A 19,431-nucleotide genomic window follows, 5' to 3' on the forward strand; every position below is an offset into this window, starting at 1 on the left:
TCAATGCCGTGGCCAGCGGTGGCTGCGCCGATCACTTCAACCGCAGGAAGTCCGTTCGCATCTCCGCCTCGCAGGCTTCCATGTAACGCGAGGCGCTCAGCATGTGCTTGTACATGATGGAGCGCACGCTTTCGCTGTCGCCGGCCCTCAGCGCCGCAAGCAGACGCATCTGGTACGACAGCCCCACCTCGCGCAATTCCGGGTTGGGCCTGTCATAGATGCGCTTGCATACGGTGAGGCTGCGCAGGAGGTTCTGCAGGAAGCCGCACATGAAACCCAGCACCGGGTTCGGGCTTATCTCAGCAAGCGCGCCGTGGAAATCGAGCTCAGCCATGCGCTGCTGATATTCCTCACCCACCGTCTCGGCGGGATGGTCGTAGGCCCGCATCGTTTCTTCCAGCCGGGCGTAATGCGCCTCGTCCATGTGGCCGACCAGGCTTGCCGCCAGCTCCGGCTCAAGCTGGCAGCGCACGGCGTAGATGTCGGCAATGGAAGGCTGGCGGAAGAAGAAATAGTTGGCCAGAAGCTCCATCGCCTGGCGTTCGCCCAGTGCGGAGACGAAGATGCCGCCGCCCGGCCCCGTGCGCGTCGTTACCAGCCCTTGGGCCTCGAGCGAGCGCAACGCCTCGCGCATCGTGCCCTTCGAGGCCCGGAAGCGCTCGATCAGCGCCTTTTCCTGCGGCAAACGGTCGCCGGGTCGCAGATTGTGTTCCACGATCCAGTCCTTGAGCTCCTCGCAGATGATGGCCGGCCTCTTCGGACCCCGCGGGGGGCGCGGGCGGCGGGTCCGTGTTTCGATCACGCAGCCCCCTCCATAGCCGACACGCCCAGCGGGTGGAAGCAAGCCGCCAGCCGTCCGTCCGAACCCTTCTCCTCCAGCGGCGGGCGCATTGCACGGCAATCGTCCTGCGCGCGCGGGCAGCGCGGTGCGAAAGAACAGCCAGGCGGCGGGTTGTACGGGTCCGGCAGTTCGGCCAGCCCCTCCTCGCCCTGTAGTCCTTTCTTGCCCGGCACCGGCGCCGAATCGAACAGGAGCCGCGTGTATGGATGCCGCGGACGGGAGAAAAGCCCCGCCGATGCGCCTTCCTCCACGATCCGCCCGAAATACATTACCGCCACCCGGTCCGACACGCTCTCCACGACCGACAGATCGTGGCTGATAAAGACATAAGTGAGCCCGAACCCGCCCTTGAGATCGTCGAGCAGGTTGAGCACCTGCGCCTGCACGGAAACATCGAGCGCGGAGACCGGCTCGTCCAACACCAGGATCTCCGGTTCCGCCGCAAGCGCCCGCGCGATGCCGATGCGCTGGGCCTGCCCGCCGGAAAACTCATGCGGATAGCGGTCGAGGAACTCCGCGCGCAGGGAGACGGCGTCCATCAGCTCTTCGAGCCGGTCGCGGCGCCTGGCCGAATCCAGCCCCAGCAGATGGATCATCGGTGCCTCGAGGATCTTGCGGATCGTCTTGCGCGGATTGAGCGAAGACACTGGATCCTGGAAAACATACTGAATGATGCGGGCAAGACCCCGCGAATCGCCCTTCGCCAGCGCCGTAACATCCTCGCCCCCCATGACGATGGAGCCTTGCGTGGGTGCGTCGAGCCCGACCAGCATGCGCGCCAGCGTCGACTTGCCGCAGCCCGATTCGCCGACAATGCCCAGCGTCTCGCCCTTTTCCAGCCGCAGGTCCACCCCCTGCACGGCATGCACCGCCGGCTTTGCCTTGCCGAACAAGGTCCGCCCGCCTCCGAAGACGCGCGTAAGGCCAGCCGTTTCGAGAATGGGCGTGTTCATTGCGCGGCCTCCTCCCGCCCTGCCGTGAGCGGCTTGATGCAGCGTACCGCGCGGCCAGGACCAAGATCGTCGAGCGCTATGTCGCCCTTTCGGCAGGCGGCTTCCACATGGGGGCAGCGATCGGCAAAGGCACAGCCTTCCGGCAGGCGGTTGACGGCGGGCGGAAGGCCGGCGATCGCGTCGAGCCGCCGTTCCGGCTCGCCCAGCACCGGCACGCAGTCGATCAGCTTGCGCGTATAGGGGTGGGCGGGCGAGAAAAGCACCTCGTCGGTGGGGCCCGTCTCGACGATGCGCCCGGCATACATCACCGCCACCCGGTCCGAGATTTCCGACACCACGCCGAAATCATGGGTGATGAACAACAGCGCCGACCCTTTCTCGTCCTGCAGCGCCGCCATCAGCTTGAGGATCTGCGCCTGCACCGTCACGTCGAGCGCCGTGGTCGGCTCGTCGGCGATCAGGATTTCCGCGTCATTGGCGAGCGCCATGGCGATGGAAATGCGCTGTCGCATGCCGCCCGAAAGCTGGTGCGGATAGGAATGCGCGCGCTCCGCCGCGTTGGGGATACGCACGAGCGAAAGCAGCTCCACCGCCTTCTTCCAGGCCTCGCGATAGGAAAGCGGCTGGTGGGCGCGGATGGCCTCGGTGATCTGGTCGCCGACCGAAAACAGCGGGTGCAGCGTCGACAGCGGATCCTGGAAAACATAGGCGAACGCCCCACCCCGAAGCCGCCTGAGCTCGGCTTCCGAAGCCTCCAGCAGATCCTTCCCCTCATGGATCACCCGCCCGCCCGCGATCCGCCCCGGCGGCGTCGGCACCAGGCCCAGCAGCGACATGGCGGTGACCGACTTGCCCGATCCCGATTCTCCGACAAGGCCGAGGCATTCATGCTTGTTGAGCTGGAAACTGACGCCGCCCACCGCCTTGTAGACCTCGCCGCCGACATGGAACTGGGTCTTGAGATCGCGCACGTCGAGCGCGGCACCCGTCTCTCGCGGCATCTCCGGCACGCTCTCCCGCCTGACGGCGGTCGCCGCCGACGGCCTGCTGAGCGCGCCCGACTTCAAACGCGGGTCAAGCACATCGCGGATGCCGTCGCCCAGAAGGTTGATGCTCATGACCAGTGCAAAGATCATCAGGCCCGGCACGATCGAGACGTGCGGCGCGTTGAACAGGACCTTGCGGCCCTCGCCCAGCATGGACCCCAGATCGGCCTGCGGCGGCTGCGCTCCAAGGCCCAGGAAGCTCAATCCCGCCGTCTCCAGGATCATCCAGCCGACGGTTGTCGACATGGTGATGACGATCACCGGCAGCACGTTGGGCAGCACCTCGGAAAGCAGGATGCGGATATGTCCCTTACCCGAAAGCTTGGCCGCATCCACGAATTCGCGCCGCGCCAGCGATAGCGTGACGCCGCGAATATTGCGCGCGAAGAACGGGATGTTGACCACCGCGATCGCGTAGAGCGCGTTCAAGAGGCCCGGTCCCAGAACCGCGACGATAGCCAAGGCCAGGAGGATGTAGGGAAAGGCCATCAGCATATCGATGCCGCGCATCATGATGTTGTCCGTGCGCCCGCCGGCATAGCCGGCGATCAGGCCGATGGCCGAGCCGAAGATCGCCGCCACGATGGTGGCCGAAAGCCCGACGGCTATGGAAACCCGCGTTCCCCACAGGAGCCGGGAGAAGAGATCGCGGCCGAGCTGGTCGGTGCCCAGCAGATGACCATCCGTCATCGGCCGCATCAGCCGGTCGGCCGGGTTGGTGACATCGGGCGACGGCAGGGGCAGCCATGGCGTGATGAGCGCCAGGCCCGCGATGAGGACGAGCAGCACCAGCCCGAACGCTGAAAGCCGGTTGGCCACCAGAAGCTGGAGAAAGCTCGGCCGCCCCCGGCGCGCCACCGGCTTCGCCGCATTGGTGGCCGCGCTCATGACTTCAGCCTCGGATCGAGGAGATGCTGCGCCACATCCGCCAGAAGATTGAACAGGACGTAGCTTGCCGCCACCACCAGCACCCCGCCTTGCACCAGCAGCAGGTCGCGCGTGGAGATCGCCTGCACAAGCATGCGGCCGATGCCCGGCCACTGAAATACGGTCTCGATATAGACCGCCCCGCCCAGCACGAAGCCGGCCTGGATGCCGATAACGGGGATGACGGAGACGAGCGCGGCCTTGAAGGCATGGCGGTAGATGACACGGCGCTCCGTCAGGCCTTTGGCGCGGGCGGTGCGGATATAGTCCTGGCGCAGCACCTCCAGCATGGCCGCGCGGGTGAGCCTGGCGATCACGCCGGTCGCCACAACGGCCAGCGTCACCGCAGGCAGGATGAGATGCGCCAAGAGATCGAGCGGTCCGCCGCCGCCATAGATGGCGAACATGCCCGAGGGCGGAAGCCATCTGAGGTTCACCGCGAAAACCAGTATCAGGATCAGGCCCAGCCAGAAGGAAGGCATGGAGATGCCGATCAGCACGAAGAAGGTCACGATCCGGTCGGTCCAGCCGAACTGGCGCACCGCCGAGACGATGCCTGCCAGAAGGCCGAAGACCGTGCATAGAAGAAGCGCCGCTCCCGCCAGCACCAGCGTCGCGTTGAAGCGCTCCAGCACCTCGTCGAGAACCGGCCGGTTGAGCGAATAGGAGCGGCCGAGATCGCCCTGCAGAAGATTGCCGAGCCAGATGAAATACTGCTCGGGCAGGGAGCGGTCGAGACCGAGCTGCTGGTTGATCCGCGCTACGTTTTCCGGTGTGGCGTACGCCCCGAGGATGGCCGTCGCCGCATCGCCTGGGATCATCGCCATGATCAGAAAGACGATGACGGTGAGGCCGAACAACACCGGCACGACCATTGCCAGGCGCTTGAGAAAATAGACGAGCATCACGCTGGCCCGCGAATGTAACGCCGGTCCGCCTTATCCCCCTCCGTCGTGACGGCCGATCTCCCCCCTTGAGAGGGAGATGTCCGGCAGGGCGGAGGGGGGTTGACGGCGCTGATCATCGGAAGCGGGACCTACTGCTTCGCCACGTCCTTGAGCAGCAGGAAGAATGACGGCTGAAGCTCGAAATTCTCCACCTGCGCGGTCGTCACCGCATTCTGCTTCCAGTTGGCGATGAAGGCCCACGGCGCGTCCTCGTGGACGATCTCCTGCATCTGTTGGTAGAGTGCCGCGCGTTCTTCCTGCTCGGTCGACCGGCGGGCCTGCTCCAAGATGGTGTCCACTTCCGGATTGGAGTAGTAGCCCGAGTTGAAACCGCCCTTGTCCGGAAACGCCTGGGTGCGCAGCGTCAGATAGGGCAGCGTGTCCGGGTCGTTCGTCATCCACGCCATTTCGGCCATGTCGGCCTTGCCTTCCAGCCCGGGATTCACCTCGCCGAGGAAGGTGTTCCACTCATAGGTCTCGATATTCACATTCATGCCGACTTCGGCAAGATCGGCCTGGATGGCCGTGCCCATGGCAACGGGGTCGAGCATGCCAGAACCGCCTTCGGTGACATAGAAGGTCACTTCCTCACCGTCATAGCCGGCTTCCTCAAGCAGCGCGCGCGCCCTGTCGGGATCGTGCGGATAGGGCTCCAGCTCCTCATTGTAGGCCCAGGCGAACGCCGGCGGCGTCGGCCCGGCGGCAATCTCCGCCGTGCCCTGCAGCACGTTCTCCACCAGCGCCTGCTTGTCGATGGCGTAGTTGACCGCCTGACGCGCGGCCTTCTTGTCGAAGGGCGGTTCCTTCATGTTAAGGATGAGGAACCAGAGATGGGGGCCCGCCTGTTCGTAGACCGCAAAATTCTGGTCGTCGGCGAACTGGCTGAGATTATCAGGCGGCACCTCTACCATCAGGTCGATACCGCCGGAAAGCATTTCGGCCACGCGCGTATTGGCGTCGGTGATGGGCCGGAAGACAACGGCCTCGAGCGAAGGCGCGCCATCCCAGTAGTCCTCGTTGCGGGTCACCACCACCTTGGCGTTGCTCTCCCACTCGGCGAATTTGAACGGGCCGGTGCCGGAGGGATTGCGGCCGAAGTCGGACCCATGCTCCTTCACCGCCGCCGGCGAGACGATCAGCCCGGTCGGATAGGCAAGGTTGGAAAGGAAGGGCGCATAGGGCTCGTTGAGCTTGAACGCTACCGTGTATTCGTCCTCGACCGTCACCTCGTCCACAGCGGAAAAGTAGAAGGCCAGCGGAAAGGGGCCTGTGTCGTGATAGGGGTGGTCTTCGTGCAGCAAGCGCTCGAAAGTGAATTCCACCGCCTCCGCGTTGAAGGGTGTGCCGTCGTGAAAGCTCACGCCCTCGCGCAGCTTGAAGGTGTAGGTCATCCCGTCGTCCGAGACTTCCCAGCTTTCCGCCAGCGCCGGCTCCACCTCCAGGGTACCGTCCCTGTAGCGCACGAGCCCGTCATAGACGTTCATGAGAATACGGAAATCGTTGACGGCCGTCACCGCCTGCGGATCGAGCGACTTCGGCTCGGCGATCTGTCCGACGATGAGCACGTTCGGCGGCGTCTGCGCCTGCGCCGGCTGCATGCCGAACGCGGCAAACCCCGCCATGGCCAGTCCTGCAAGCGTGCTTTTCAGCACGCGGCTTATCCCTGTCATGACACCCTCTCGGTTTCGCGTTTGTCGAGATTACTGTTGCTAGCGTAATTTATCATGATAAATACGCAAGCATGAATTTCACCGCTGCCCCCCGCAAGAGACTGTTCCCGGCCCTCCGCACCGTGGTGCCCTGCTATGTCTGACGGCCTGCGCATAAACCTTGCCCGCCTTCGAGCTGAACTCGAGGCGCTGGGTCAAATCGGCCGGAATCCGGCTACGGGCGGTCTCGACCGCGTCAGCTTTTCGGACGTCGACATGGAAGGCCGCCACTATGTCCGAGGCCTGATGGAAAAGTCCGGGCTGGAAACCTCCATGGACGGCGCAGCGAACCTTTCCGGGGTCTGGAATACAGGCAAGGGCCCCGTGATCATGCTCGGCTCGCATCTCGATACCGTGCCCGACGGCGGAATGCTCGACGGCGCCCTCGGCGTGCTCGCCGCGCTGGAGGCCGTTCGCACCATGCAGGAAGCCGGCCTTGCGCCGGCCTGCCCGATCGAAGTCATCGCCACTTCTGAGGAGGAGGGCCGCTTCGGTGGCATGTTCGGCGCGCAGGCGTTGGCGGGAATGGTGACCCGCGAATGGCTCGAGACCGCCCGCGACGACGGCGGAACCATGCTCGTGGATGCCATGCGCGCGCAAGGCCTCGATCCACAGAAGGCGCTGGGCGCCAAAAGGCCGGAAGGCTCCATCGCCGGCTTCCTCGAACTCCATATCGAGCAGGGCCCCGTTCTGGAGAAAACCGGAAAGCCGGCCGGCATCGTCACCGGCATTTCAGGCGTGTTCAACTGGACGATCCGGTTGATCGGCGAAGCCAATCATTCCGGCACGACGCCGATGGACATGCGACGCGACGCCTTTCGGGGCCTGGCGGAATTTGCCGGAGAAATCCCCGCGCTGATTGCCGAATGCGGCAGCGACGTCAGCCGGCTGACCATCGGCAAGGTTTCCCTGGAGCCGAATTTTCCCCATACCGTGCCCGGTCGGGCCGAATTCACCCTCGTCGCCCGCGATATGGACGAGGCGGTCATGCACGCGCTCGCCGGTGGAGCCCGACGGCGGATCGCTGAGGCGGCCGCCCGCCACGGGCTATACCACGAGATCGAGGAAACGAGCTGGCTTCCCCCCGCACCCTGCCACAGCTCCATCATCATGGCGCTTCAGGCGGCCGCGCAATCGCTCGGCATTGATGCCCCGCTGATGCCATCGGGAGCGGGTCACGACACCCAAGTGCTCAGCGCAATCGCGCCAGCCGGCCTGATCTTCGTGCCCTCTGTCGGCGGCGTGAGCCATGCACCTGGGGAATTCACGGACTGGAAGGACATTGAAACTGGATCGAACCTTCTGCTCCATGCGGCCATGCGCCTGGCCGGTGTATAAAGCGCCATCGTCACTCCATCTTGTCAAATCATGGAACTGCGATGCCGTCAGGCCGTTGCAGTGTCGGGTTCGCTCGATCATGAAGGGTATATCGATGCATAGATATCAGGACGGAATCGCCGACGATCTTCGCGACCAGCTCAGCAACCTGCGCGATGAAATAACCGATCTTCGCAGGCAGGTTTCGCGGCAGAGCGCTGGCGCATATCGGGAAGCCAGTCACAAGGGCGCCGAATTTGGCGACACGATGCGCGAATATCTCGAAGCGGCCGTACCCGAGCTGCGCCGCGGCGCCAACCATCTCGGGCGCACGGCCCGCCGGCATCCGGGCGCCAGTGCCGGAGCTGCAGCGGCTGGGCTGGTGGTGCTCGGTCTGGCGGCGGCGCTCCTGATGCGCCGATAGAGCTGGCGCTTGGCATCTCATGCTGCGATGCAATAAGCTCCCGGCATAGCCACTCGGGAGACCATATATGAGCATGCCAAGAACAGCTGTCGTCACCGGTTCCACCTCCGGCATCGGGCTGGGCATCGCGCGGGCGCTGGCGGCATCGGGTTGCAATATCGTCCTGAATTCCTACACCGACACTGCCGGGGACCGGGATCTGGCCGCGAGCCTTGCGGCCGAACATGAAGTGCAGGCCATCTACATCGCGGCCGACATGGCACAGGCATCTGCCTGCCGGAAGCTGGTGGATACGGCCTGTGCTCAGTTCGGCACCGTCGACATCGTGGTCAACAATGCAGGCATCCAGCATGTCGCTGCAATTGAGGATTTCCCACCGGAGAAATGGGACGCCATCCTGGCGATCAACCTTTCCTCCGCCTTCCACACCATCGCCGCCGCCATCCCCCACATGAAGAAGAATGGCGGCGGGCGCATCGTCAACATCGCCTCGGCTCACGGCCTGCGCGCCTCGCCCTTCAAATCCGCCTATGTGGCAGCCAAGCACGGCATGGTCGGTCTCACGAAAACGGTTGCGCTTGAACTGGCCGAGCATGGCATTACCTGCAACGCGATCTGCCCTGGCTACGTGCTGACGCCGCTGGTGGAAGCGCAGATTCCCGACCAGATGAAAGCGCATGGGATGGATCGCGATACCGTGGTGCGCGAGGTGATGCTCGCGAAGCAGCCAACGCGAGAGTTCGCGACTGTCGAACAGCTTGGAGAGACGGTTGCCTTTCTATGCTCACCCGCGGCCGCGCAGATCACCGGGACCACGATATCCGTCGATGGGGGATGGACTGCGCAATAGGGCGCGCTATATGTCGGTTTCCGGTTTCAGATCCTCGAAACGGCGAGGCCGATGAGACGCACCATGCGGCCAACCGCTTCTTCGCCGCCCTTTCCGCAAATCCCGCGCATCCGCATGCCCTCGAGCAGGTCGAACAGCATCGCGGCCAGTTCGCCGGCAGGCATGTCCGCCGCCTCCAAATCTGCTCCCTTTCTTGCGGCCTCCTCGGCGATGGCGTTCGCGAGCAGACCGATAAGGCACTCCCGCCACTCGGCGACGATATCGGCGGCGATCCTGTGCTCGACATCGATCAGTTCTTCGCCATGCGGGGAAGCGTCCACCAGGCGCGTGAGGCGAAACACGGCTCTGTCCAACGCCTTGATCAAGCGTTCGCTGAGTGTGCCGCCCTCCTTGAGCGCCTCTTCCGCCTGCGCGCGGGACTGCTCCAGCAAGGTTACTCCGACGGCGCGGAAAATGTCGGCCTTGTTGCGGAAGAGCAGATAGAGGGCGGGCCTGGATACGCCGACGGCGCGTGCGATGTCGTCCATCGTCGTGCGCGAGAAGCCATAGGCGAGGAACACCTCCAGGGCTTCATGGACGATGCGCTCGCGTTTCGGGTCCACCTCGTTATCTTCTTTTTTGCTTTTTGTGTTCATGATCGGCATAAAGCGTTGTTGACAAAATGACGAAATTTGTCAATGTGTCGCCGCCTGGAAATGCTCGTTTACAGCATGATCCGGGAGGGCGATGCTTGCATGCAAATGGCCTCTTGACACAAGGCTGTCAGGAGGAAAGGCCTGTATGCCTTTTTTGCAGCGCAGAAACGCGTTAGTAGTATCGAGCGGCGGTATGCGCTTTTTTGGCGAGTTTGAATCAGCCGTCCCTCGACACCATATCGGTTCGGACTTGCCGCTTTGGGCGGTCCAGCACACTGGAAATAGATATGCCCAAGATCAAGTTCCACAAGATCGCAGCCGTGCTTGTGCTTATCGCCACGGCCGCCTGGATAGCCACCGGAAAATTCTCATCGGTGGGCAGCGCAAGCCAGGAGGCGGAAGCCCGGCAGGAAGAAGCGGCGCCCGAGCGGCCGGCTGAGCTGAAAACGGTCCGGGTGGCTGCGCCCCCACGCCTTCAGCATTCCCGTACCATTCACGTTTCCGGTCAGACGGCCGCCGACAAGCGAGCCGTGCTGGCCGCCCGTTCCGGCGGCGTCATCCAGGAACTTGCGGTTGAGAAAGGCACCCAGGTGGCCAAGGGCGACCTGATCCTTCGCCTTGAAAGCGAGGGCAAGGAATCAGCCGTCGAATCGGCCAGGCAGGCTCTCACGCAGCGCCAGGCCGAGGCCGAAGCCGCCGAGAGGCTGGCAGAATCCGGCAACATCGCGCGCCTTCAACTGGACAGCGCCCGCTCCGCCCTCGCCAGCGCTCGTTCGGCGCTTGAGACCGCCCAGGCCGAGCTCGACCGGGTGATGGTGCGTGCGCCGTTTGCCGGGTTGATCGATTCCGTTCCTGTGGAACAGGGCAGCGCGATCATGCAGGGCGCCGAAGTCGCGACACTGCTGAAGCTCGATCCAGTCATCGCAAAAGGTGAAGTCAGCGAGCGCGATCTCGGCACCGTCAATATCGGCGACAAGGCCGAAGTCCGCCTCGCCAATGGCGAAATGATCGAAGGCACCGTCCGTTACATCAGCCGCGAGGCCTCCCCCCAGACGCGCACCTACGGCGTTGAGGTCGCAATACCCAACCCCGATGGCAAGATTCCGGCAGGCATGACGGCGGAGATCGAAATTCGCGCAGAAACGGTGGAGACCGTTGCCTTGCCGCGTTCGGTGGTCACGCTCAACGAGGCCGGCGATCTTGGCGTGCGCACCGTCGACGCGAACAACGAGGTCGCATTCCACCGGATCGACATCGTCGACGATACGCCCGAAGCGCTTTATCTGGCCGGCATTCCCGCCGACGCCCGGGTCATCGTGGCCGGGCAGGATCTCGTCACCGAGGGTGAAAAGGTTAATGCCGTCAAAGCCGATGAAAACCTGATCCGCGATCTCGCCGGGTCGGTCATCGGCAAAACGGTACAATAGGACCAGTCTGACCGATGGATATCGTTCGCCTAGCCATCAAGAACGCGCGGCTCACGCTCTCGATCTTGCTCTTCTTCGTGGTGGCTGGTGCGCTGGCCTATCAGAGCATCCCCAAGGAGGCCGAGCCGGATGTTCCGATACCGATCATCTATGTGAGCCTGAGCTATCAGGGCATTTCGCCGGAGGATTCCGAGCGCCTGCTCCTGCGGCCTATTGAGACTGCGCTGAAGGGTCTGGAAGGCGTCAAGGAAATGCGCTCCTCCGCCTATGAGGGCGGCGGCTTCGTGCTGGTGGAATTCCAGGCCGGATACGACTTTTCCAATGCCATCGAGGATGTACGGGCAAAGGTTTCCGACGCTGAGCGCGATCTGCCGTCAGGGGCGGACGAACCCTCGGTCGTCGAGGTCAACATTTCGGAATTCCCCATCCTCGTCGTCACGCTTTCAGGCCAGTTGCCCGAGAGGGTCCTGACGACCGCGGCCCGCAACCTGCGTGACCGCATCGAGGAGATTCCGGGCGTTTTGGAGGGCGCGCTGCAGGGCGCGCGAGACGAATTGGTCGAGATCATCATCGATCCGGTCAAGCTGTCGTCCTACGGCCTGGAGCTCGACCAGCTCATCAATGGCGTCAACGCCTCCAACAGCCTCGTTGCCGCCGGTGCTCTCAAGGGCGAGGAAGGCCGCTATGCGGTCAAGGTGCCTTCGCTTATTGAGAATGTCGAGGATGTGGCCAATCTGCCCGTCGTCGCAACCGATGACGCCGTGGTGCGCGCCCGCGACCTTGCGACAGTCCGCTCCACCTTCACGGATGCCGAGACGATCACCCGGCTGGACGGCCAGAACGCCATTGCGATCGAGGTCAAGAAGCGCGTCGGCTCCAACCTCGTGGAGACCGTCGATGCGGTGAAGGCGGCGGCCGAAGATTTCGCCGCCAGCATGCCGGCCGACGTGAATGTGACGTACAGCCAGGACAAGTCGGTGATGATCCGCGACATGCTGTCGGATCTGCAGAACCACGTTCTGATCGCTATCATCCTTGTGTTCATCGTCGTCCTCTATACCCTGTCCGGCCGCGCCTCGCTGCTCATCGGCCTGGCCGTTCCGGCTTCCTTCCTGATGGGTATCTATGCCCTGTCTCTGGCTGGCTATACGGTCAACATGGTGGTGCTGTTCAGCCTCATCCTGGCGGTGGGCATGCTGGTCGACGACGCCATCATCGTTACCGAATTCGCCGAACGGCGCATGACCGAGGGCATGCCCAAGGCTCAGGCCTTCGAGCTTGCCGCAAAACGCATGGCAGGACCGGTGATCGCCGCGACGATGACGCGCATAGCCGCGTTCTCGCCGCTTCTGTTCTGGCCGGGCATCGTCGGCGAGTTCATGAAATATCTGCCGATAACGCTGATCGTGACGCTGGCGGCGTCCATGCTCTATGCACTGATCTTCACGCCGACGCTGGGAGCGCTGATCGCCAAGGCGCATGTCGAGGAGAAGCCCAAGCCCGATGGCTGGTATCTCAACTTCGTCAAGCAGGCCATCCGCTTCCCCAAGACGGTACTCCTGCTCACCATCGCGCTTCTGGTCGGCGTTCAGTTCGCCTATTCGAAATACGGCGCCGGCGTCGAATTCTTCCCCGACGTGGAACCCGAATACGGCCTGATGTATGTCCATGCCCGCGGCAATCTCTCGCTCGAAGAGATGGACCGCCTCGTGCGCCCGGCGGAGCAGAAGCTCATAGGCTGGCCGGGAATCGAATCCGTCTACACCCGTGTCGGCCAAACGCGCGGCGGCGGCGAGGATATCGACGAGGATGTCATCGGCGTCATTCAGTACGAATTCATCGATTGGCGCGAGCGCAAGCCCGCCAGCGAGATACTGAGCGATCTGCGCGCCGAAATGGCGGAGATGCCGGGCGTCGAGATCGAGGTGCGCGTTCCCGAGGGCGGACCGCCGACGGGTCAGCCGATCCAGGTCCAGCTTTCGGCGGCAAACCCCGCCAATCTGAACGAGCAGGCCAGCCAGGTCGCCAAGCAGCTTGCCGAGATAGACGGCGTCATCGACATCTCGGACGGCCTGCCGCCACCCGGCATTGACTGGGCCATCCGGGTCGACCGGGCCAAGGCCGCCCAGTACGGCATCAGCCCCACTTCGGTAGGTACGGTCGTCCAACTCGTCACCAACGGGCTGAAGCTGTCCGAATACCGCCCCGCCGGCGTCGACGATGCCGTCGACATCCGCCTGCGGTTGCCGGAGGACCGGCGCACGCTCTCGACACTGGATCAGTTGCGTGTGCAGACCTCCCAGGGGCCCGTCCCGATCTCCAACTTCGTCGTGCGCGAACCGGAGCGCAGCACGGGCATCCTCAACCGCATCGATGCGCAGCGCACGATCACCGTCACGGCGAACGTCGCCAGCAACTTCCAGGTTTCGGAAGTCCAGGCCAATGTGACCTCGATGCTTGAGGGGATGGACTTCGGCGCCACCCGCTGGAAACTGGCCGGATCGAGCGAGGAAAGCGACGAAGCCGCCGCTTTCCTCAGCAAGGCGTTCGGTGCGGCCATCTTCCTGATCTTCGTCGTGCTGCTGGCGCAGTTCAACAAGTTCACCAGTGTGTTCCTGGTGCTGATGACAGTCGTCATGGCCACCATCGGCGTGTTCCTGGGGCTGCTGTTGACGGGTCAACCCTTCGGCATCGTCATGTCGGGCATCGGCGTAATCGCGCTGGCGGGCGTGGTCGTGAACAACAACATCGTTCTCATCGACACCTATGACCGCCTGCGCTCCGAAGGCATGCACAAGCGCGATGCGATCCTGCAGACCTGTCGTGAGAGGGCCCGCCCCGTCTTGCTGACGGCCATATCGGCCATCTTGGGCGTGCTGCCGATTGCTTTCGGTCTCGGTCTGGAACTGTTCAGCCGCGAGGTGACCCTCGGCGCGCCGTCCACCCAGTGGTGGATCTCGTTGTCGAGCGCCATCGTCTATGGCCTGACCTTCGCGACGATCCTGACGCTGATCGTCACGCCCTCTGCGTTGATGGTTTTCACCCGCGAGAATCGGGTCGCCGGGGAAGAGCGCCGCAGCATCCTGAATCGTCTCTTCCGCAGAAAATCGCAGAAGAAGGCCGATAATGACGGCCAGGCCGACGATGGATTGAGCGGCTTCCCTAAAGCTGCGGAATAGTACACGTCGGCATTTGCCGACAGGGGCTCACCCGGAGCCCACGGTGCACAAGAACGCGAAGCTGAAGCTTCCCTGGACCGTCCCAATGGTCGCAGGGGAGCTCCAGTCCCGTGGCTGGAACCTGCCGCATGCAACGTGCGTTAGAGATGTTATCGCTTCACAACGAAGGATACGACCATGACACTGGGCACAATTCTCATCATCATTCTTATTCTGCTCTTGATCGGCGCCATCCCTGCTTGGCCATATTCCGGCAGCTGGGGTTATGGGCCCTCGGGCATCCTGGGCGTGATTCTCGTTGTCGTGCTCATCCTGGTATTGCTCGGTCGAATATGACGGCTTCACCAGGCAGTCGTGCTGGATTGCTTATGCGGGCTGCGCCGCGATCGTATCAGCGGGCCGAACCATGCCCGCCATCATCACGACGAGCGCCAGCAGGCCTGACAGACCCATGAAGATCGGCGCAAACCCCGTCCGTTCGGCAACGAAGCCGATCAGCGAGGGGGCCACGAGCATGCCGGAATAGCCGATTGTGGTGGCAACGCTCATGCCGGCGCTCGAAGAGATGCCCGGCTGGTTGCCCGCCGCAGAAAAGGCGATGGGCACCATATTGGCAATGCCCAGCCCGGTGAGTGCAAAGGCGATGATTGCGATACCCTCGCTGGGCGCGATGCCCGCGCCCAGCAGGCCCAGAACGGCTATCGCTCCGGAAAGCCGCATGGTCTGCACCGCGCCGAACCTGTTTCGCACCCCGTCTCCTAGAAACCGCATCGCCGCCATGGCGCCCGAAAATGCCGTGAAGGCAAGGCTGGCGGAGGCAATGCCCGCGCCCATCTCCTGGCGCATGTAGAGCGCCGCCCAGTCCAGCACGGCTCCTTCGGGCGCCATGCAGAAAAGCGCGATCAACCCCGTGGCATAGACCATCGGGCTGCGCGGCAGACCGCGCTTTTGCCCATGCTCCAACACGGGCCGGCGTTCGGCTATCAGATGGGGAAGCGCGACCGCCACGAGAATGAGCGCAAAGGCGGTGACCGCGCCGGCGTGCGCGACATGGCCGAACTTCTCCACGGCAAGGCCGCCCACACCGGCACCCGCGAAGCCGCCAAGGCTCCAGAACCCGTGTGACGAAGACATGATGGCGCGGCCCAGCCTGCGCTCGACGACGACGGCGTTGGCATTCATCGAGACATCCATCGCGCCCAGCATCGCCCCAAAAACGATGAGCGCCAGCGCCAGCGCGGGCATGCTGCCGGCAAGTGCGACGCCAATCAGAGACGAGGCGCACAGGACGCCCGCCACCCGAAGCACGGGCCGCGTGCCGAATCGACTGATCAGATAGCCGCAAGTCGGCATTGCCGCGACCGCGCCCAGGCCGAAAACCAGGATGAGCAGCCCCAACATCGTCTCGCTCAGCGAAAAGCGCGAGGCGACCACCGGGATTTGCGGTGCCCAGCTACCGACCATGAAGCCGTTCACGAAGAAGTAGGTCGCGGTCGCCCAGCGGCCCCGCAGGGCATCGCGTTCAGCCATTCGATTCCTCATGCGTCAGAGCGGATGGGACTTGCTACTAAATCGATTTAATACCCCATCCTACCAACGCCGGCTTGTGCCAGTGGTGGCCTGATTGTCTACCAGCCCACCAGAGATAGGAGGGGCAGGAGCGGAAACTGCGCTGCGCCTGCCTATTGTCCGTTCTCGAACACCAGCAGAAGATCCTTCGCATCGATCTGCTCGCCGGCCTTTACCAGCACTTCCGCGACCTTGCCGTCGCGTTCGGCGTGCAGGGCCGTCTCCATCTTCATCGCCTCAATGGACAGCAGCACGTCGCCCGATTTCACCTCCTGGCCGACGGCAACCGACACGGTGGAGACGACGCCGGGCATCGGCGCGCCAACATGCGCCGGGTTGCCGGTTTCCGCCTTGGCCCGCGTCTTGGCGGCCGACGCACCATGCACGCGGTCGGGAACCTTGACGCGGCGGGGTTGGCCGTTGAGCTCGAAGAACACCGTCACCATGCCCTTCTCGTCCGGCTCACCGATGGCAAGGCAGCGGATGACCAGCGTCTTGCCGCGCTCGATATCGACGAAAATCTCGTCCTCCTGCTCCATGCCGTAGAAATAGACAGGCGTCGGCAGCACGCTGACCGGACCGTAGGTTTCACTGGCGGCCGCAAAGTCGGTGAAGACCTTGGGATACATGAGCCAGGACGCGAATTCCTCGTCCGTTACCTTCCGGCCAAGCTGTTCCTCCAGCGCCTTGCGATCGGCGTCGAGATCGGCCGGCGCCAGCAGCGAGCCGGGGCGCACCGTGATCGGCTTCTCGCCCTTGAGCGCCTTCTTCTGCAGGGCCTGCGGCCACCCGCCGGGCGATTGGCCGAGATCCCCGCGCAGCATCGAGACCACGGATTCGGGAAAGGCTATATCTTTCTTCGGATTCTCCACGTCGGCCACCCTGAGGTCCTGGCTCACCATCATCAGCGCCATGTCGCCCACGACCTTCGATGACGGCGTCACCTTCACGATGTCGCCGAACATCATGTTGACGTCGTGATAGGTCCGCGCCACCTCGTGCCAGCGCGTTTCCAGCCCGAGCGAGCGCGCCTGCTCCTTGAGATTGGTGAACTGGCCGCCCGGCATCTCGTGCAGATAGACCTCCGAGGCCGGCCCCTTCAGATCACTCTCGAACGCCGCATACTGGTTGCGCACGGCCTCCCAGTAGAAGGAGATGCGGCGCACCCATTCGCGGTCCAGCCCGGTGTCCCGCTCGCCGCCCTTCAGCGCTTCGACGATGGAGCCGAGGCAGGGTTGCGACGTGTTGCCCGACAGCGCATCCATCGCCGCGTCCACCGCGTCGACGCCGTTGTCGCAGGCTGCAAGCACCGTCGCCGCGGATATGCCCGACGTGTCGTGTGTGTGGAAATGCAGGGGCAGGTCGGTCGCCTCGCGCAGCGCCTTGAAAAGCGCCCGCGCTGCACCCGGCTTCAGGAGCCCCCCCATATCCTTGACCGCGATGATATGCGCGCCGGCCGCTTCCAGTTCCCCGACCATGCCAACATAATATTTCAGATCGTATTTGGCCCGGTCGGGGTCGAGAATGTCGCCGGTGTAGCAGATCGCGGCCTCGCACAGCTTGCCCTCCTCGCATACGGCATCCATCGACACGCGCATGTTCTCGACCCAGTTCAGGCAATCGAAGACGCGGAACAGGTCGACGCCGCCCCGCGCCGCCTGCTTGACGAACAGCTTCACCACATTGTCGGGATAGTTGGTGTAGCCGACGCCGTTGGCCCCGCGCAGAAGCATCTGCAAGAGAAGGTTCGGCGCGCCTTCGCGAACCAGCCGAAGCCGCTCCCACGGATCTTCTGTCAGAAAGCGCATAGCGACGTCGAAGGTTGCTCCGCCCCAGCATTCGAGCGAGAGCAACTCCGGCAGTGCCCGCGCATAGACGCCGGCGATGGCGGCGATATCGTGGGTCCGCATGCGCGTGGCCAGCAAGGACTGGTGAGCGTCACGCATCGTCGTGTCCGTCAGAAGCACGCGCGACTGTTCGCGCATCCATTTGGCGAAGCCTTCGGGGCCCCGCGCATCCAGTATCTGCTTGGTGCCGTCCGGAACCGCCCTGTCGAGATAGGGAACGCGGGGGGCGGCTGCCTCCGCCTTGGGCCGCGGCCGGTCGCGGGCTTCGGGATGGCCGTTGACCGTCACATCGGCGAGATAGTTGAGAAGCTTGGTCGCCCGGTCCTGGCGCTTGACCTGCGCGAACAGTTCCGGCGTCTCGTCGATGAAGCGCGTCGTATAGGTGTTGTCGCGAAACTTCTCATGGCCGATGATGGCCTCGAGGAAAGTGAGGTTCGTCGCCACGCCGCGAATGCGGAACTCGCGCAGGGCCCGGTCCATGCGGCGGATCGCTTCCTCGGGCGTCGGCGCCCAGGCCGTGATCTTTTCCAGCAGCGGATCGTAGAAGCGGGTGATCACCGCGCCCGAATAGGCAGTGCCGCCGTCGAGCCTTATGCCGAAGCCCGTCGCACCGCGATAAGCAGTGATGCGGCCATAGTCGGGAATGAAGTTCTGCTCCGGATCCTCCGTTGTGATCCGGCACTGCAGCGCATGGCCGTTGAGCTTGATCTCGGCCTGGGCCGGAACGCCCGTCGTCCCGTTGCCGATTTCCTGGCCTTCGAGGATACGTATCTGCGCCTTGACGATGTCGATGCCCGTCACCTCCTCGGTGACGGTATGCTCCACCTGGATACGAGGATTGACCTCGATGAAATAGAAGGCACCGGTGTCGGCATCCATCAGGAACTCGACCGTTCCCGCGCCGATATAGCTCGTTGCCTTTGCTATCTTCAGCGCATAGCCGCAAAGCTCGGCGCGCCTTTTCTCGTCCAGATAAGGAGCGGGCGCGCGCTCGACGACCTTCTGGTTGCGCCGCTGGATGGAGCAGTCGCGCTCGAACAGATGCACCGCATTGCCATGCGTGTCGCCCAGCACCTGCACCTCGACATGGCGCGCGCGTTCGACCAGCTTTTCCAGATAGACCTCGTCCTTGCCGAAGGCGGCTTTTGCCTCGCGTTTGGCCTCCGTCACCTCCCGCGCCAGGTCTTCCGCCTTGCGGATGGCGCGCATGCCGCGCCCGCCGCCGCCCCAGGAGGCTTTGAGCATGACCGGGTAGCCGACGTCCTCGGCCATCTTCGCCACCGCGTCCATGTCGTCCGGCAGCGGCTCGGTGGCCGGCACCACCGGCACGCCCACTTCCACCGCCAGATTGCGCGCGGCCACCTTGTTGCCGAGCCGGCGCATGGTCTCCGGCTTCGGACCGATGAAGATGATGCCGTTTGCCGCGCAGGCTTCAGCGAATTCCGGGCTCTCGGAAAGCAGTCCGTAGCCCGGATGAATAGCGTCCGCCCCAGAAAGCCTGGCTACGCGGATGATTTCGTCGATCGACAGATATGCCTCGATCGGCCCCAGGTCGCGCTCCAGATGCGGGCCTCGCCCCACCTGGTAGGATTCGTCCGCCTTGAACCGGTGCAGAGAATACTTGTCCTCCTCCGCCCAGATCGCCACCGTTCGGATATCCATCTCATTGGCTGCGCGGAACACGCGGATGGCGATTTCGGAACGGTTTGCGACGAGGATTTTCTTGATCTGCACTGGCATGCTCCGCTGAAGAAAATGGC

The 19,431-nt window shown here is 63.7% G+C and carries 14 protein-coding genes; 6 read left to right on the forward strand and 8 right to left on the reverse strand.

Features of this window, described 5'->3' with window-relative positions:
* Positions 1-31: 31 nt before the first annotated feature.
* The 5 genes from N1058_RS11990 to N1058_RS12010 all read right to left on the reverse strand — a co-directional run bounded on the left by N1058_RS11990 (position 32) and on the right by N1058_RS12010 (position 6,336).
* Positions 32-802, reverse strand: a complete 771-nt coding sequence (locus N1058_RS11990) for a FadR/GntR family transcriptional regulator (protein ID WP_265517770.1) — start codon at positions 800-802, stop codon at positions 32-34.
* The gene (locus tag N1058_RS11995; protein WP_265517771.1) at positions 799-1,794 is read right to left on the reverse strand and encodes an ABC transporter ATP-binding protein; all 996 of its coding nucleotides are present in this window, start codon (positions 1,792-1,794) and stop codon (positions 799-801) included. The genes N1058_RS11990 and N1058_RS11995 overlap by 4 nt, the downstream gene beginning before the upstream one ends.
* Positions 1,791-3,728 carry a dipeptide/oligopeptide/nickel ABC transporter permease/ATP-binding protein gene (locus N1058_RS12000; protein WP_265517773.1) on the reverse strand — a complete coding sequence of 646 codons (1,938 nt, stop codon included), beginning with the start codon at positions 3,726-3,728 and terminating at the stop codon, positions 1,791-1,793. The genes N1058_RS11995 and N1058_RS12000 overlap by 4 nt, the downstream gene beginning before the upstream one ends.
* A complete protein-coding gene (locus N1058_RS12005; RefSeq protein ID WP_265517775.1) occupies positions 3,725-4,672 on the reverse strand; it encodes an ABC transporter permease in 948 nt (315 codons plus the stop codon). Before N1058_RS12005 ends, N1058_RS12000 begins: the two co-directional genes overlap by 4 nt.
* A gap of 131 nt (positions 4,673-4,803) precedes the next feature.
* Complete coding sequence (locus N1058_RS12010; protein ID WP_265517891.1) at positions 4,804-6,336, reverse strand: ABC transporter substrate-binding protein; 1,533 nt, start codon at positions 6,334-6,336, stop codon at positions 4,804-4,806.
* 183 nt (positions 6,337-6,519) lie between these two features.
* Between N1058_RS12010 and N1058_RS12015 the strand changes: the two genes are divergently transcribed.
* From N1058_RS12015 to N1058_RS12025, 3 genes are all read left to right on the forward strand, one after another.
* Positions 6,520-7,761 carry a Zn-dependent hydrolase gene (locus N1058_RS12015; RefSeq protein ID WP_265517776.1) on the forward strand — a complete coding sequence of 414 codons (1,242 nt, stop codon included), beginning with the start codon at positions 6,520-6,522 and terminating at the stop codon, positions 7,759-7,761.
* A gap of 94 nt (positions 7,762-7,855) precedes the next feature.
* A complete protein-coding gene (locus N1058_RS12020; protein WP_265517778.1) occupies positions 7,856-8,164 on the forward strand; it encodes a hypothetical protein in 309 nt (102 codons plus the stop codon).
* Between the two features lie 67 nt (positions 8,165-8,231).
* Entirely contained in the window at positions 8,232-9,014 is a 783-nt protein-coding gene (locus N1058_RS12025; protein WP_265517779.1) for a 3-hydroxybutyrate dehydrogenase, read from the forward strand.
* A gap of 26 nt (positions 9,015-9,040) precedes the next feature.
* On the opposite strand, the gene N1058_RS12030 is transcribed toward N1058_RS12025, so the two are convergent.
* A complete protein-coding gene (locus N1058_RS12030) occupies positions 9,041-9,616 on the reverse strand; it encodes a TetR/AcrR family transcriptional regulator (protein ID WP_265517780.1) in 576 nt (191 codons plus the stop codon).
* A 320-nt stretch (positions 9,617-9,936) separates the two neighbouring features.
* Here N1058_RS12030 and N1058_RS12035 point away from each other — a divergent pair, with 320 nt between their 5' ends.
* The 3 genes from N1058_RS12035 to N1058_RS12045 all read left to right on the forward strand — a co-directional run bounded on the left by N1058_RS12035 (position 9,937) and on the right by N1058_RS12045 (position 14,591).
* Entirely contained in the window at positions 9,937-11,076 is a 1,140-nt protein-coding gene (locus N1058_RS12035) for an efflux RND transporter periplasmic adaptor subunit (protein ID WP_265517782.1), read from the forward strand.
* 14 nt (positions 11,077-11,090) lie between these two features.
* On the forward strand, positions 11,091-14,255 hold the full coding sequence (locus tag N1058_RS12040; protein WP_265517784.1) for an efflux RND transporter permease subunit: 3,165 nt from the start codon (positions 11,091-11,093) through the stop codon (positions 14,253-14,255).
* Between the two features lie 177 nt (positions 14,256-14,432).
* The gene (locus tag N1058_RS12045; RefSeq protein WP_265517785.1) at positions 14,433-14,591 is read left to right on the forward strand and encodes a DUF3309 family protein; all 159 of its coding nucleotides are present in this window, start codon (positions 14,433-14,435) and stop codon (positions 14,589-14,591) included.
* A 30-nt stretch (positions 14,592-14,621) separates the two neighbouring features.
* Here N1058_RS12045 and N1058_RS12050 read toward each other — a convergent pair whose 3' ends face one another.
* Positions 14,622-15,785, reverse strand: coding sequence for an MFS transporter (locus N1058_RS12050; RefSeq protein WP_265517786.1), 1,164 nt, complete (start codon positions 15,783-15,785; stop codon positions 14,622-14,624).
* Positions 15,786-15,937: 152 nt separating this feature from the next.
* Positions 15,938-19,405 (reverse strand): pyruvate carboxylase, encoded by a 3,468-nt coding sequence (gene pyc, locus N1058_RS12055; protein WP_265517788.1) that lies wholly within the window; start codon positions 19,403-19,405, stop codon positions 15,938-15,940.
* Between the last annotated feature and the right edge of the window lie 26 nt (positions 19,406-19,431).

This window comes from Nitratireductor luteus, from assembly GCF_026162365.1.
Lineage (GTDB): Bacteria > Pseudomonadota > Alphaproteobacteria > Rhizobiales > Rhizobiaceae > Chelativorans > Chelativorans luteus.